The organism is Streptomyces hainanensis (assembly GCF_004348415.1).
Lineage (GTDB): Bacteria > Actinomycetota > Actinomycetes > Streptomycetales > Streptomycetaceae > Streptomyces > Streptomyces hainanensis.
The window spans coordinates 1-13,785 of sequence record NZ_SMKI01000184.1; the positions used below are offsets into that span (position 1 = coordinate 1).

Below are 13,785 nucleotides of genomic sequence, written 5' to 3' on the forward strand. Positions count from 1 at the left end.
GAAGGTGGGCGGGCATGCGGCAGACCCTTGTCCTCAACGCGAGCTACGAGCCGCTGTCGACGGTGTCGCTGCGGCGGGCGGTGGTGCTGGTGATCCAGCACAAGGCGGATGTGGAGCACGAGCACCCGGCGCTCCGGATGCGGGCCGCCGCGGTGGACCTGCCGGTGCCGCAGGTGATCCGGCTCCGGCGCTATGTGAAGGTGCCGTTCCGACAACGGGCCCCGTGGTCGCGGCGGGGCGTCCTGGTACGGGACCGGCATCGGTGCGCGTACTGCGGCCGCCGGGCGACCACGATCGATCATGTGCTGCCGCGTTCCCAGGGCGGGCGGGACACGTGGTTGAACACGGTGGCGGCATGCGCTGAGGACAACCACCGGAAGGCGGCCAGGACGCCGGCCGAGGCGGGGATGCGGCTGCTCTCCGAGCCGTTCGAGCCGAGCCCGGCGGACGCGCTGCTGCTCGCGGTGGGCGGGCAGGCGGAGGTCACGCTGCCGGAGTGGCTGGCGCTGCCGCGCGCGGCCTGAGTGGGACGGGACGAACGACGTCGCCCGCCCCCGGCCTGGATGCCGGGGGCGGGCGACGTCGTTCTCTGCCAGGGGGGAGAGCCGTGTCACTCGATGCGGGGCTGCTCGCGGGTCGGGGGCTTGTCGAGGGAGCCCCCGCCGTTGTCCTGCGGGGGAATCCCGGCGTTGCCGCCGCCGTTGCCGTTGCCGGTGAAGCGGCCGAGGTTGCCGCCGAGGCCCTTGAGGGCGTCGCCGATCTCGCTGGGCACGATCCAGAGCTTGTTGGCGTCGCCCTCGGCGATCTTCGGCAGCATCTGGACGTACTGGTAGGAGAGCAGCTTCTGGTCGGCGTCGCCGGCGTGGATGGCCTCGAAGACGGTGCGGATGGCCTGGGCCTCGCCCTCGGCCCGCAGGGCCTTGGCGCGGGCGTCACCCTCGGCGCGCAGGATCTCGGACTGCTTGGCGCCCTCGGCCTGGAGGATCTCGGACTGCCTGATGCCCTCGGCCTGGAGGATCGCGGCGCGCTTGTCCCGGTCGGCCCGCATCTGCTTCTCCATCGAGTCCTGGATGGAGGTGGGAGGCTCGATGGCCTTCAGCTCGACGCGGTTGACGCGGATGCCCCACTTGCCGGTGGCCTCGTCGAGCACGCCGCGCAGGGCCGCGTTGATCTCCTCGCGGGAGGTGAGGGTGCGCTCCAGGTCCATGCCGCCGATGATGTTCCGCAGCGTGGTGACCGTCAGTTGCTCGATGGCCTGGATGTAGTTGGAGACCTCGTAGGTGGCCGCGCGGGCGTCGGTGACCTGGTAGTAGATCACCGTGTCGATGTTCACGACCAGGTTGTCCTGGGTGATCACGGGCTGCGGCGGGAAGGGCACGACCTGCTCGCGCAGGTCGATGCGGTTGCGGATGCGGTCGATGAACGGGACCACGATGTTGAGGCCCGCGTTCAGCGTCCTGGTGTAGCGGCCGAAGCGCTCGACGATGGCGGCGCTTGCCTGCTGGATCACCTGGATCGTCTGGACGAGCGCGATGACGACCAGCACCACCAGGATGACCAGCACGATGATGATGGCGTCCATCGTGATCTCCCCCTGCGGCTAGATGAGTTGAACGATTGTCGATGTGAGTGACGCGCCCATCACATCACGACCGCGGTGGCCCCGTCGATCTCGACCACACTGACCTGACTGCCCGGTTCGTAGGCGTCGTCCTCGCCGAGGGAACGGGCCGACCACTCCTCGCCGGCGAGCTTGATCCGCCCGTCGCGCGCGTCGACTCGCTCCAGGACGACGGCTGTTCTGCCCGTCAGGGCGTCGACTCCCGTGCTGAGCGCGGGCGGTCCCGTGCGGGCGCGCCGTGCGATCGGCTGGACGACGACGATGAGAGCGGTGGAGACGACGGCGAAGACGACGACCTGGATCACCAGGTTGTCGGTGAGGCCGCCGGCGACGGCCGCCGCGACGGCGCCGGCCGAGAGCATGCCGAGCTCCGGCATGGCCGTGAGGACGAGAGCGATCGCGAATCCACCGGCGGCGATGAGCCACCACACCCAGAAGTCCACCCGGCCATGGTAGGTCGCCACGGGGCGTCGCGAACAGGGTTCGACGAGGTTGGCCCCCGTCCCGCCAACGGAGTTCGTCGGCCGGGCCCGTCAGCCGAGCGGGAGTCCGTGCGCGGTCCAGCGGTCGGCGCGGCGTTCGACGACGAGGGGCAGGCCGAAGCAGTGGGAGAGGTTGGAGGAGGTGAGGGTGGTCTCGATGGGGCCGGCGTGCAGAACCCTGCCCTGACGGACCAGCAGGACGTGCGTGAAGCCGGGGGCGATCTCCTCCACGTGGTGGGTGACCATCAGCATGGACGGCGCGAAGGGGTCGCGGGCGAGGCGGCCGAGGCGGCGCACCAGGTCCTCGCGGCCGCCGAGGTCGAGCCCGGCGGCGGGCTCGTCGAGCAGCAGCAGCTCGGGGTCGGTCATCAGGGCGCGGGCGATCTGGGTGCGCTTGCGCTCTCCCTCGGAGAGGGTGCCGAATCTGCGGTCCAGGAACTCGGTCATGCCCAGGCGGTCGAGGAAGGCGCGGGCGCGCTGCTCGTCGACCTCGTCATAGCGTTCCTGCCAGCCGGCCGTCATGCCGTAGGCGGCGGTGAGGACGGTGGAGAGCACCGTCTGGCGGGCGGAGAGCTTGCCGGCGAGGGCGCTGCTCGCCATGCCGATCCGCGGGCGGAGATCGAACACGTCGACGCCGCCCAGCTTTTCACCGAGGATCTGGACGGTGCCGCTGGTGGGGAAGAGGTAGCTGGACGCGACGTTCAGCAGGGTGGTCTTGCCGGCGCCGTTGGGGCCCAGGATCACCCAGCGCTCGCCTTCGGCGACCGACCAGGAGACCTTCTCCACCAGAGCCCGGCCTTCGCGGACCACGGTTACGTCCACCAGCTCCAGTACATCGCTCATGCGCGCGGTCTCTCCCCTTGCGGTCGCCGTTGCTCGGTGTCTGTGGGGTCGGTGCCGGTGGGCACGTCCTCAGGACAAAACCTACGCCACCGGCTTCCGGTGTCTGTCGTCAGGAGGCTGGTTGGCCTTCCTTCCCTAAGGTAGGGGGCATGCTCGAGGAACCGCGTGCCGGGCGGCTTGCCGCCTGGGGTAATGCTCTTTTCGCCGGACTTGTGGCGCCTGATGACGCCGCGGTCCGTGCGGTTGGTGCCGATTCGGTGCACCGGGTGGTGGATCTGCCAGGCGAGGCGGGCCCGGTGGGGCTGACACTGGCGTTCGGTCGGCTGCGGGCGCTGGGGGCGGTGGGGTTGCGGATCGCGCTGCCGGCGCCCGGGCACCCGCTGGGGTTGTGTGGGCCGCCCGAGTTCAACGCGGCGGCGATGGACGCCGGGGAGGCGGTGTTGGCGTCGGGGGCGGGGCTCGGCCTGGTGCCCGAGGTCAGCGAGGCGGGTCCGGCCGGGGACGTGCTGACGGAGGTGGTGTGGCGCTGCCGTCCGGTGCGGCAGGGGCCGCCCGCCGACGTGCCGTCGCTCGGGGAGGCGGAGCGCGAGCTGGCCGAGGTGTTGCGGGACGCCACCGAGGAGCTGACGCGGCTCGACGTGGCGGGGACGGGTCCGATGGCGCTGGCGCGTCTCGAGGCGTACCGGGCCCGGATGGAGCGCGGGCGGCAGCTGTTGGCGCCCGGCTACCCGGCCCGTGCGGTGCGGGTGTTGGAGCTGGCGCAGCGGGTGGGGGCGCTGGTGGAGATCGCGGTGGAGACGGAGCCGGGGACGGCGGTGAGCGCGGGCCAGATGGCGCTGCGGGACGGGGTGTTGCGCCCCGTGGAGCGGGCCGCGCGGCGGGCGCGGGTGGCGGCGTACGACGCGTATGCCGAGGAGTTGGAGCGGCAGCGGGGCTGAGGGCCGGGAACGGCCGGGTCCCCGGAGCCTGGTGGCTCCGGGGACCCGGGTGTGCGCCGGCTTTCGCCGCCGGTACGTCTGGGCTTCGGCTCAGCGGATGAAGCCGGCGTTGCCGAAGACGGGGTTCAGGATCCCCACGACGTTGATCGAGTTGCCCACGACCTGGATCGGGATGGCGACCGGGACCTGGATGTTGTTGCCCGAGACGACGCCGGGGGAGCCGATGGCCGCCCCGGACGCGTCGGCACCGCTGGCGAAGGCGGAGCCGGCGGCGCCGCCGAGGGTGACTCCGGTGGCGGCGAGCACGAGGGCGGCCTTCTTGGCAGTGTTCATGGGTGGGTTCCTCCTGGACGTGTGCTGTGCGACGACCCCTGGGCGCGGGGTCGCGCGCTGCACAACGGCCACGCGGAACACGCGGCACGGGCGCACGCCCTCTTACCCACGTTCGGCGTAACAACGGTCGCCGGGTTGACGTCGCCGGGTACCGGATCCGGGCGGTTACGTGCCGTTCGGGACGGGTTCGCGGCTGTTCCGATGATCTGGGCGGTCCGGGGCCCGGGGCTTCAGGGCCGGTTCTCGTCGGAGACGCCGTGCCGCACGGCCCAGAGGGCGGCCTGGGTCCGGTCGGCGAGGTCCAGCTTCATCAGGATGTTCGACACGTGGGTCTTCACGGTCTTCTCGGAGAGCACCAGGGCGCGGGCGATCTCGCGGTTGGACCGGCCGCGGGCGATCAGGGCCAGCACCTCGCGCTCCCGGTCGGTGAGCGATCCCGCCCGGCCGCCGCTGCCGCCCGGGGCCTGGGCGAGCAGCGCCCCGGCCACCTCGGGCTGGAGCAGCACGTGGCCGGCGTGCACGGCGCGGATGGCGCCGGCCAGGGCCTCGGGGTCGATGTCCTTGTGCACGTAGCCGGCGGCGCCGGCGCGCAGCGCGGGGATCACGGTGCGGCGCTCGGTGAAGCTGGTGACGACGAGGACCCGGGCGGGGTTGCCGAGTTCGCTGAGCCGGCCGAGGGCCTCGACGCCGTCGGTGCCGGGCATCTTGACGTCCATCAGGACGACGTCGGGGCGCAGTTCCTCGGCGCGCTCCACGCCGGCGGCGCCGTCGGCGGCCTCGCCCACCACCTCGATGTCGTCCTGGACCTCGAGGAACGTGCGCAACCCGCGGCGGACCACCTGGTGGTCGTCGACGATCAGCACGCGGATGACGTCAGCCACCGGGCACCTCCATCTCGATCACGGTGCCCTTGCCGGGCTCCGACTGTACGGTCAGTGATCCGCCGACCGCCGAGGCCCGGTCCCGCATGGAGACCAGGCCGAGATGGCGGCCGGCGCTGCGGACGGCGTCCGGGGCGAACCCGGTGCCGTCGTCGGTCACCCGGAGCACGGTCGCCGTGCCGCGGCGGGTGAGCGCGACCCGGACGCCGTCGGGCGCGCCGTGCCGCAGGGCGTTGTGGAGCGCCTCCTGGGCGACGCGCAGCACGGCCTCCTCCTGCTGGGCGGGGAGGGCGCGGTGGTCGCGGCAGTCGAAGGTGACGCTCGCGGGGTGGGCCCGGTCGAGGACCTGGATCTGGGCGCGCAGGGTGGCGACGAGGCCGTCCTCGTCGAGGGCGGCGGGGCGCAGCTCGATGACGGCGGCGCGCAGTTCGTCGGCGGCCTCGGCGGCGAGCCGGGTGACCTGCCGCAGCTCGTCCCTGGCGCGTCGCGGGTCGCGGTCGATCAGGGTGGCGGCGGCCTGGGCGGTGAGGCGGAGCGAGAACAGCTTCTGGGCGACGGCGTCGTGCAGTTCGTGGGCGAGGCGGGCCCGTTCCTCGGCGATGGTGAGCTCGCGGCTGCGCTCGTAGAGCCTGGCGTTGGTCAGGGCGATGGCGGCGTGCTCGGCGAGGAGGCGGAGCAGTTCCTCGTCCTCCGCGGTGAAGCCGCAGCCGCTCGGGGGACGGCGCCCCGGCGGGCAGCGCTTGTTCGCGAGGAAGAGGGCCCCGAGGACGCTCTCGCCGTCGGCGACGGGCATGCCGAGGAAGTCGCTCATCTCGGGGTGGGCGGCCGGCCAGCCCTCGAAGCGCGGGTCGTCGCGGACGTCGGCGAGGCGGACGGGGGTGGCGCTGCTGAGCATCGCGGCGAGGATGCCGTGCTGGCGGGGCAGTGGGCCGATGGCCTTCCACTGGCGGTCGCTGACGCCGTCCACCAGGAACTGGGCGAAGCCGCCGTTGCCGTCGGGGAGGCCGAGGGCGGCGTAGCGGGCGTCGAGCAGCTCGCGGGCGCTGTGCACGATGGTCTGCAGCACGTCGCGCACCTCGAGGGTGCGGTTCATGGCGAGCAGCGCGGCGCTCACCGCGGCCAGCCCGGTTCTGGGGCCCATGGAGAGACCGTAACCCCTGGTGGCGGGGTGGAGGATCGGGCGGGCGCCGGTGAGTGGCTGCGCCGGGTGGCCTAGGTCTCGGGTCGGATGAGCGCCCCGGCGCGTGGTCCCCGGCGCACGCGAAGGCGGCGGGCGCCCCACGTGTGGGGTGCCCGCCGCCTTCGGGTACGCGGTCGGCTCGGGTCAGTTGCGCATGACCTCGGGCTCGTGGCGCCGCAGGAACTTCATGACCAGGTAGCCGCAGATGACGGCGAGCACCCCGAGCATGGCCACGTCGAGCAACCAGTAGCCGGCCTCGTGCTCCCAGATCGGGTCGGGGTCGGGTTCCTCGGTGGCGGAGGCCGTCAGGGTGTTGAGGTCGGCGGTGGTGCCGACGCCGGCCAGCGCCCAGCGGGACGGCATCAGCCAGGCCAGCTGCTCGACGCCCAGGGTGCCGTGCAACTGGAAGAGCGCGCCGGTGAAGACCAGCTGGACGACGGAGATCATCACCAGCAGCGGCATCGTCATCTCGGAGGTGCGCACCAGCGCCGAGATCACCAGGCCGATCATCATCGAGGTGCAGCCGAGCGCCATCAGGACCAGCGTCATCTCGACGGCCGGCGAGTCGGTGAAGATGACGCCCTCGACGGGCATGTCCCTGGGCAGGAAGCCGATGACGCTGAGGATCAGCGCCTGGAACACGGTGACGACGCCGAGCACGAACACCTTGGACATCAGGTACGCGGAGCGGGAGAGGCCGACGGCGCGTTCGCGCTCGTAGATCACCCGTTCCTTGATCAGCTCGCGGACGGCGTTGGCGGCGCCCGCGAAGCACATGCCGACCACCAGGACCATCAGGATGATGCTGGCGTCACCGTTGCGGAAGCCGCGTTCCTGGGAGCCGTAGCCGAGGCCGAAGTCCGCGGGGATGACGGCCGAGACGGCGCCGAGCACGACGGGCAGCGCCACGGTGAGGCCGAGGAAGCCCTTGTCGGCCATGATCACCGCGGCGTAGCGGCGCATCAGCGTCCACACCTGGGAGGCCCAGGACTGTCGCTTCTGCTGGCTGGCCGACATCGGCTGGATGTGCTGGGCGGCCTGCGGCTGCGCGGAGTCCACGTCCGCCGCGTACGTCTGGAAGTGCTGCGAGCCGCGCCAGCGGCCCATCCAGTCGTAGTCGCGGTAGTTCTCGAAGGCGGAGAACACGTCGGCCCAGTTGTCATAGCCGAAGAAGTTCAGCGCCTCGTCCGGCGGCCCGAAGTAGGAGACGCCGCCGCCGGGGGCCATCACCAGCACCCGGTCGCAGAGCCCGAGCTCGGCCACCGAGTGGGTGACCACGAGCACGGTGCGGCCGTCGTCGGCGAGGCTGCGCAGCAGCTGCATGACGTCGCGGTCCATGCCCGGGTCGAGGCCCGAGGTGGGCTCGTCGAGGAAGATCAGCGACGGCTTGGTCAGCAGTTCGAGGGCGACGGAGACGCGCTTGCGCTGACCGCCGGAGAGCGAGGAGATGCGCTTGGTGGCGTGCGGGCTGAGCTTGAGCTCGGCCAGCACCTCCTCGACGCGGGCGTTGCGCTCGGCCTCGCCGACGTCGCCGGGGAAGCGGAGCTTGGCGGCGAGCCGGAGCGCCAGCCTGATGGGCAGCGCGGTGTGGAGGATGTCGTCCTGCGGGACGAGGCCGATGCGGTTCCGGAGCTCGGCGAAGTGCGTGTAGAGGTTCCGGTGGTCGTACAGGACCTCGCCGTAGGTCGCCGGGCGGTAGCCGGTGAGGGCGCGCAGCAGGGTGGACTTGCCGGATCCGGACGGGCCGATGACGCCGATCAGGGACTTCTCCGGCACGCCGAAGGAGACGTCGTTGAGGATCGTGGTCTGGCCGTTGTTGACCTGGACGGTCAGGTGGCGGGCGGAGAAGGAGACCTCACCCGTGTCGACGAACTCCTGGAGCTGGTTGCCGACCAGCCGGAAGGTGGAGTGGCCGATGCCGACCGTGTCGTTCTGGCCCAGGTCGCGGCGGCCGTTCTTCGGCAGCTGCTGGCCGTTGACGTAGGTGCCGTTGTGGCTGCCCAGGTCGTGGATCTCGTAGCGGCCGTCGGGGTGCGCGAGGAACTCGGCGTGCAGCCGGGAGACCTGGAGGTCGCTGACGACCAGTTCGTTCTCCAGGGCGCGGCCGATCCTGGTGACCTGGCCGACGGTCAGCATGTGCAGACTGGTCGCACCGCCGTCGAACCCGGCGCCCTGCCCGGCGGGCCCGCCCTGACCGTGGCCCTGCTGGCCGTAGGGCGGCTGCGGTGGCACCGCGGCCTGGTGCGGGGGCATCCCGGCGGGCTGAGCCGGGGCCTGCGCGGGCGGCTGGCCGGCCATGGCCGCGTACTGCGGGTCGTACTGCTGCTGCGGTATCTGGCCGCCGCCGGAGAACGAGAGGCGCGGGCCGTCCGCGGCGTTGCCCAGATGGATTATCGCGCCGGGGCCCAGTGGCGCGTGCTGGACCCGCTGCCCCTGCGCGTACGTCCCGTTGGTGCTGCCATGGTCCTCGAGGACCCAGCTCTGGCCTCCCCAGCGCACCGTGGCGTGCCGCCACGAGACCCGGGAGTCCTGCAGGACCACATCCCCCTGCGGATCTCTACCCAGGGTGTATGACCTGGTTGGATCCAAAGTCCATGTTTGGCCGTTCAATTCGAGTACGAGTTCCGGCACTCCAGCCCCAAAAGTTGTCCCCCGAGCACCCTCCGAGCGGAGGTCTAGGGATGGTCGAACGTCGTGGGGGAACTATTCCAGGCTTGGGCTCGCGACGGCCAGTCGACCCCCGGATGTCACCAACCTGGTGCAGAGCGCGCGCGGCCCTGTGACCTTCATCTCTCGGCCTCGTCCAAGAGGTGGACTCGACATGAGGCCGTCACCGGGGGCGACTACCGTGGGCGGCACCATGAAGTCTGCGCAACCGGTCCCCCAGGACGTGCCCACCCTCCTGGTGAAGATCTTCGGCAAGGACCGTCCAGGGCTGACGGCGAGCCTCTTCCAGACCCTGGCGGGGTTCGGAGTGGACGTCATCGACATCGAGCAGGTCGTCACCCGCGGCCGGATCACGCTGTGCGCGCTGGTGACGGCGCCGACCGCGGGCCCGGCGGGCTCCGGCGGCGAGGGCGAGCTGCGCGCCACCGTGCACGGCTGGGCCGAGTCGGTGCGGCTGCAGGCCGAGATCATCTCCGGCACCGGCGACAACCCGGCGCGCGGCGTCGGCAGGTCCCATGTGACCGTGCTCGGCAACCCGCTGACCGCCGAGATCATCGCGGCCATCGCCGCCCGGATAACGGGCACCGGCGGCAACATCGACCGGATCTTCCGGCTGGCCAAGTATCCGGTGACGGCCGTGGAGTTCGACGTCTCCGGGGTGGACACGGCGGAGCTGCGCACCGCGCTGGCCACCGAGGCGGCGGCGCTGGCGGTGGACGTCGCCGTGGTCGACTCGGGCCTGGCCCGCCGGGCGCCCCGGCTGGTGGTGATGGACGTGGACTCGACGCTGATCCAGGACGAGGTCATCGAGCTCTTCGCCGCCCACGCCGGCTGCGAGGAGCAGGTCGCGGCGGTCACGGCGGCGGCGATGCGCGGCGAGCTGGACTTCGAGCAGTCCCTGCACGCCCGGGTGGCCCTGCTCGCCGGCCTCGACGAGTCCGTGGTGGACAAGGTGCGGGCCGAGGTGCGGCTGACGCCGGGCGCGCGCACCCTGATCCGGACCCTGAAGCGGCTCGGCTGCCAGGTGGGCGTGGTCTCGGGCGGGTTCACCCAGGTGACGGACGCCCTCCAGGAGCGCCTCGGCCTGGACTTCGCCGCGGCCAACACGCTGGAGATCGTGGACGGCAGGCTCACCGGGCGGGTCACCGGCGACATAGTGGACCGAGCGGGCAAGGCCCGACTGTTGCGGGCGTTCGCCGCCGAGGCCGGGGTGCCGCTGTCGCGCACCGTCGCGATCGGCGACGGCGCCAACGACCTGGACATGCTCAACGCGGCCGGCTTCGGGGTCGCCTTCAACGCGAAGCCGCTGGTGCGGGAGGCCGCCGACACGGCCGTGACGGTGCCGTTCCTCGACACCGTGCTCTATCTGCTGGGGATCACCCGCGAAGAGGTCGAGGCGGCGGACGCGGAGAGCTAGGACCTGGCCGCTCGGGCCCGGCGTGACCGCCGGGCCGGCCCGACCAACGGTGGGCGAGGCAGGCGGCCCGTGCTCCGACGGGCGCCGCCCGCGTGGTTCGGCGGTGGCTACGCCTCGTGCGGGGTCCAGTACGCGGCCAGGGTGGCCACGCCGTGTTCGACGGACTTCCAGTCACCCGTGAGGCTCAGTACCGCGATGGCCGAGGTCGGATAGCCGGAGCGGTTCATCCTGGCCAGCGCGTCGCCCTCGGCCTCGCCGGTCAGGGCGTCCGCGAGGGCGTGGATACCGGGGTTGTGACCGACGAGCATCAGGTTCCTGACGTCGTCGTCGACCTCGTTGATCAGGGCGATCAGCTCGCCGAGCGAGGCCTCGTAGACCCGCTCCTCGTAGACGGTCCTGGGGCGCTGGGGCAGCTCGGTGGCGACCAGCTTCCAGGTCTCGCGGGTTCGGACCGCGGTGGAACAGAGGGTCAGGTCGGGGCTGACACCGGCCCCGGCCAGCCAGCGCCCGGCGACGGGCGCGTCCTTCCGGCCCCGCTCGGCGAGGGGACGGTCATGATCGGACACCTGCGGCCAGTCGGCCTTGGCGTGTCGGAGGAGAACGATCCTGCGCGGAACTTCGACGCTCATGTGCCCAGCTTCGCATGAAACGTGCAGTGGGTCGCGGGGGGTTGGGAATCCCGCCCGGGCGGGCGACCTGCGGATCGCTCCCCCAGCGCACGATGGGCCGGCGGGCCGCCGCCGGCACCCGTTCGGTGGTGCACGACGGTCAGGGAAGCCACGCGTTGACGTGGTCGAGCAGCACGGCCATCGGCCGCGCCCCCTCGGCGGCCTCGGCCTGGGGCCCGGCCACCACCAGCAGCAACAGTGCTCCGAAGGCGGCCGCCGGAAGCGCGAGGGTCCACCAGCGCAGGCGGATCTCCATGCCGGAACGGTCTGCTCGGGCGGACATGACGCTCGTCGCCTCCATGCGTCGAAGGTCGGATCCGATGCTCCTCGGATCGTGTCCACCAACCTACGGAAGCGACCCACGACGGCCCATCCGGTGAGCCACCCAGTCGCCCCTGAACCTGGCCCCCTAGGGGATGGTGTAGCTGGCACCACCATCGAGTGAACGGGCCGCTCCGACCTGCCCGTTCCCCGACCGGGCGAGGCCCGGCCGGTCGGGCCTGGCCTGGCCGGCTCGGGGGTACGTACGGTCGTCGGCTCAGGGGTACGGTCGTCGGCTCAGGGCGCGGCGACGGTGGCGATCACGGCGATGGCGATGGTGATTCCCAGCATGGCGCCGAGAACGAGCAGCAGCTTGCGCTGGCCGCCGGTGGGGTTGGGATCGAGCGCTGGCATGGGTCCGAGTCTGCCACTCACACCTCGTCCTCCACACACCGGTCCCGGCCGGCGCGGAAGCCGACCGCGATCTGCGCCAGCAACAGCACGACCATCAGTGCGAGCGGGGCGTGCCAGGCGCCGGTGGCCTCGTTGAGGGTGCCGACGAGCAGCGGTCCGGGGACGCTGATCAGGTAGCCGATGCTCTGTGCGAAGGCGGAGAGCCGGGCGACGCCGTGCGGGGTCCTGGCCCGCAGTCCGATCATGGTCAGGACGACGGGGAAGGTGCAGTTGGTGAGGCCGAGGCAGATCGCCCACAGCCAGGCACCGCCACCGGGCGCCAGCCAGAGCCCGACGTAGCCGACGAGGCCGAACACGCCGAGCACGGCCACCAACGGCCCCTGGTGCCGCAGTCGGGCGGCGAACGGCGGCAGGGCGAAGCCGATCGGCGCCCCGAGGCCGATGATCACGGCCGCCAGCAGGCCGGCGGTGCCGGCGGAGATGCCGGCGTCCTGGTAGATCTGCGGGGCCCAGCCGAGGGTGACGTAGGCGGCGGTGGCCTGGAGGCCGAAGAGGATCGCGAGGGACCAGGCGGTGCCGGACCTGGCCAGCCGAAGCGGGACGGCCTCCTGGCGGGGCGTCGGGATCCGCGTCGCGCGGGCGCGGCGGTGACGCAGCGCGGCGAGCCAGGGCAGGACGGCGACGAGCGCGGGTATCGCCCAGAAGCCGAGGCCGGGCCGCCAGTCGTCGCCCAGCGCCCGCGCCAACGGGACGCTGAGGCCGGCGGCGCAGGCGGCACCCAGGGACAGTGCCATGGAGTAGAGGCCGGTCATGGCGCCGAGGCGGTCCGGGAAGTACTCCTTCACCAACACCGGCATGAGCACGTTGCCGACGGCCACGCCGGCCAGCGCGAGCGCGCTGGTCACCAGGAACACCGTGGTGGAGCCGGCGAACGGGCGGAGCGCCAGGCCGGCGGCGACGGCGGCCAGGCCGGCCACGAGGACGGCCGGCAGCCCGTGCCGGCGGGCGAGTCGGGGCGCGGCGTTGCCGAAGACGGCGAAACAGAGCGCGGGCACCGAGGTGAGCAGGCCGGCGACGGCACCGTTCATGTGCAGCCCGTCGCGTATCTCGGGCAGCAGCGGCCCGATGCTGGCCAGGGCCGGACGGAGGTTGAACGCGGCCAGCGCCAGGCCGACGACGACGAACCACGGCGCGACGGCGCGGACGGTCAGGCCGGAAGCGGGATGCGGCGCGGGCTCGGTGGGACGTGAGGGAAGGGTACGGTCGTCCTTCGTCGACTCCATGCGTACCATCATAGAATCATGGGATGAATCCCCCGGTGGTGGGGATCCGCATTCTCCGGGAGAGCCATGTCACTGAGCGCACCCCGCCGTTCCGCCCTCGCGGACCAGGTCATCAACCAGCTCCGCCAGCAGATCACCGCCGGCGAATGGCCGGTGGGCTCCCGCATCCCCACCGAGCCGGAGCTGGTCGCCCAACTCGGCGTGGCCAGGAACACCGTGCGGGAGGCGATCCGGGCCCTCGCCCACAACGGCCTGCTCGACATCCGGCAGGGCTCCGGCACGTACGTGGCCGCGACCAGCGAACTGGCCGGCGTGATGCAGCGCCGCTTCGCGGACGCCCCGCAACGCGACGTGGCCGAGGTGCGCAGCGCACTCGAGGCCCAGGCGGCCGCCCTGGCCGCGCTCCGGCGCACGGACCGCGACCTGCGCCAACTCGACGCGCTGCTCGCCCGGCGTGACGAGGCCTGGGCCAGCCACGACCTGGAACGCTTCGTGGAGGCCGACGCCACGTTCCACACGGCCGTGGTCGGAGCCTCGCGCAACGAGGTGCTGATCGCGCTCTACGCGGACCTGGGCGGGGTGGTCCGGGCCTTCCTGCGACAGGACATCGGCCAACAGGACATGCGGGCCGACACCCTGGCCGACCACTCGCGCCTGGTCGCGGCGATCCACGCGTCCGACGCGGGGGCGGCGGCGGAGGAGGCGGGTTCGTACGCGCTCACGTGCCGGGCGATGGCCTGACGGGGCCTCCCCCACCGGCCCCGGTTCGCGCGCTCCGCGCGGGGTTCTCCCCCGCC

15 protein-coding genes are annotated in these 13,785 nt (G+C 72.3%); 4 read left to right on the forward strand and 11 right to left on the reverse strand.

Annotation, left to right across the window (positions count from 1 at the left end):
- Positions 1-14: 14 nt before the first annotated feature.
- On the forward strand, positions 15-524 hold the full coding sequence (locus tag E1283_RS18175; protein WP_132819125.1) for an HNH endonuclease: 510 nt from the start codon (positions 15-17) through the stop codon (positions 522-524).
- 86 nt (positions 525-610) lie between these two features.
- Here the strand turns inward: E1283_RS18175 and E1283_RS18180 are convergent, their stop codons facing one another.
- The 3 genes from E1283_RS18180 to E1283_RS18190 all read right to left on the reverse strand — a co-directional run bounded on the left by E1283_RS18180 (position 611) and on the right by E1283_RS18190 (position 2,946).
- Positions 611-1,582 (reverse strand): SPFH domain-containing protein, encoded by a 972-nt coding sequence (locus E1283_RS18180; RefSeq protein WP_132819126.1) that lies wholly within the window; start codon positions 1,580-1,582, stop codon positions 611-613.
- A 59-nt stretch (positions 1,583-1,641) separates the two neighbouring features.
- On the reverse strand, positions 1,642-2,064 hold the full coding sequence (locus tag E1283_RS18185) for an NfeD family protein (protein ID WP_132819127.1): 423 nt from the start codon (positions 2,062-2,064) through the stop codon (positions 1,642-1,644).
- Positions 2,065-2,154: 90 nt separating this feature from the next.
- On the reverse strand, positions 2,155-2,946 hold the full coding sequence (locus E1283_RS18190) for an ABC transporter ATP-binding protein (RefSeq protein WP_132819128.1): 792 nt from the start codon (positions 2,944-2,946) through the stop codon (positions 2,155-2,157).
- Between the two features lie 149 nt (positions 2,947-3,095).
- On the opposite strand from E1283_RS18190, the gene E1283_RS18195 reads away from it, so the two are divergent.
- Positions 3,096-3,884 (forward strand): hypothetical protein, encoded by a 789-nt coding sequence (locus tag E1283_RS18195; RefSeq protein ID WP_132819129.1) that lies wholly within the window; start codon positions 3,096-3,098, stop codon positions 3,882-3,884.
- Between the two features lie 90 nt (positions 3,885-3,974).
- Here E1283_RS18195 and E1283_RS18200 read toward each other — a convergent pair whose 3' ends face one another.
- From E1283_RS18200 to E1283_RS18215, 4 genes are all read right to left on the reverse strand, one after another.
- Positions 3,975-4,217 carry a chaplin gene (locus E1283_RS18200; RefSeq protein WP_132819130.1) on the reverse strand — a complete coding sequence of 81 codons (243 nt, stop codon included), beginning with the start codon at positions 4,215-4,217 and terminating at the stop codon, positions 3,975-3,977.
- Between the two features lie 230 nt (positions 4,218-4,447).
- Positions 4,448-5,098, reverse strand: coding sequence for a response regulator (locus E1283_RS18205; protein ID WP_132819131.1), 651 nt, complete (start codon positions 5,096-5,098; stop codon positions 4,448-4,450).
- Positions 5,091-6,239, reverse strand: coding sequence for a GAF domain-containing sensor histidine kinase (locus tag E1283_RS18210; protein ID WP_132819132.1), 1,149 nt, complete (start codon positions 6,237-6,239; stop codon positions 5,091-5,093). The genes E1283_RS18205 and E1283_RS18210 overlap by 8 nt, the downstream gene beginning before the upstream one ends.
- 183 nt (positions 6,240-6,422) lie before the next feature.
- Entirely contained in the window at positions 6,423-8,909 is a 2,487-nt protein-coding gene (locus E1283_RS18215; RefSeq protein ID WP_132819133.1) for an FHA domain-containing protein, read from the reverse strand.
- A 229-nt stretch (positions 8,910-9,138) separates the two neighbouring features.
- Here E1283_RS18215 and serB point away from each other — a divergent pair, with 229 nt between their 5' ends.
- Positions 9,139-10,362 (forward strand): phosphoserine phosphatase SerB, encoded by a 1,224-nt coding sequence (gene serB / locus E1283_RS18220; protein ID WP_132819134.1) that lies wholly within the window; start codon positions 9,139-9,141, stop codon positions 10,360-10,362.
- Positions 10,363-10,469: 107 nt separating this feature from the next.
- Here serB and E1283_RS18225 read toward each other — a convergent pair whose 3' ends face one another.
- The 4 genes from E1283_RS18225 to E1283_RS18235 all read right to left on the reverse strand — a co-directional run bounded on the left by E1283_RS18225 (position 10,470) and on the right by E1283_RS18235 (position 12,988).
- Positions 10,470-10,991, reverse strand: a complete 522-nt coding sequence (locus tag E1283_RS18225; RefSeq protein WP_132819135.1) for a SixA phosphatase family protein — start codon at positions 10,989-10,991, stop codon at positions 10,470-10,472.
- Between the two features lie 139 nt (positions 10,992-11,130).
- The gene (locus tag E1283_RS18230; RefSeq protein ID WP_243744928.1) at positions 11,131-11,313 is read right to left on the reverse strand and encodes a hypothetical protein; all 183 of its coding nucleotides are present in this window, start codon (positions 11,311-11,313) and stop codon (positions 11,131-11,133) included.
- A gap of 275 nt (positions 11,314-11,588) precedes the next feature.
- Entirely contained in the window at positions 11,589-11,705 is a 117-nt protein-coding gene (locus E1283_RS39470; RefSeq protein WP_279571274.1) for an SGM_5486 family transporter-associated protein, read from the reverse strand.
- 17 nt (positions 11,706-11,722) lie between these two features.
- Positions 11,723-12,988: a CynX/NimT family MFS transporter gene (locus E1283_RS18235; RefSeq protein WP_425086195.1), complete on the reverse strand. Its 1,266-nt coding sequence runs from the start codon at positions 12,986-12,988 to the stop codon at positions 11,723-11,725.
- 66 nt (positions 12,989-13,054) lie between these two features.
- On the opposite strand from E1283_RS18235, the gene E1283_RS18240 reads away from it, so the two are divergent.
- A complete protein-coding gene (locus tag E1283_RS18240) occupies positions 13,055-13,729 on the forward strand; it encodes a FadR/GntR family transcriptional regulator (RefSeq protein ID WP_132819138.1) in 675 nt (224 codons plus the stop codon).
- The last annotated feature ends 56 nt before the right edge of the window (positions 13,730-13,785 follow it).

Coding starts and splice junctions, on each gene's coding strand:
- E1283_RS18175 (WP_132819125.1), top strand. CDS start 15: ATGCGGCAGACCCTTGTCCTCAACGCGAGCTACGAGCCGCTGTCGACG.
- E1283_RS18180 (WP_132819126.1), bottom strand. CDS start 1,582: ATGGACGCCATCATCATCGTGCTGGTCATCCTGGTGGTGCTGGTCGTC.
- E1283_RS18190 (WP_132819128.1), bottom strand. CDS start 2,946: ATGAGCGATGTACTGGAGCTGGTGGACGTAACCGTGGTCCGCGAAGGC.
- E1283_RS18195 (WP_132819129.1), top strand. CDS start 3,096: ATGCTCGAGGAACCGCGTGCCGGGCGGCTTGCCGCCTGGGGTAATGCT.
- E1283_RS18200 (WP_132819130.1), bottom strand. CDS start 4,217: ATGAACACTGCCAAGAAGGCCGCCCTCGTGCTCGCCGCCACCGGAGTC.
- E1283_RS18210 (WP_132819132.1), bottom strand. CDS start 6,239: ATGGGCCCCAGAACCGGGCTGGCCGCGGTGAGCGCCGCGCTGCTCGCC.
- serB (WP_132819134.1), top strand. CDS start 9,139: ATGAAGTCTGCGCAACCGGTCCCCCAGGACGTGCCCACCCTCCTGGTG.
- E1283_RS18225 (WP_132819135.1), bottom strand. CDS start 10,991: ATGAGCGTCGAAGTTCCGCGCAGGATCGTTCTCCTCCGACACGCCAAG.
- E1283_RS18230 (WP_243744928.1), bottom strand. CDS start 11,313: ATGTCCGCCCGAGCAGACCGTTCCGGCATGGAGATCCGCCTGCGCTGG.
- E1283_RS39470 (WP_279571274.1), bottom strand. CDS start 11,705: ATGCCAGCGCTCGATCCCAACCCCACCGGCGGCCAGCGCAAGCTGCTG.
- E1283_RS18235 (WP_425086195.1), bottom strand. CDS start 12,988: ATGGAGTCGACGAAGGACGACCGTACCCTTCCCTCACGTCCCACCGAG.
- E1283_RS18240 (WP_132819138.1), top strand. CDS start 13,055: ATGTCACTGAGCGCACCCCGCCGTTCCGCCCTCGCGGACCAGGTCATC.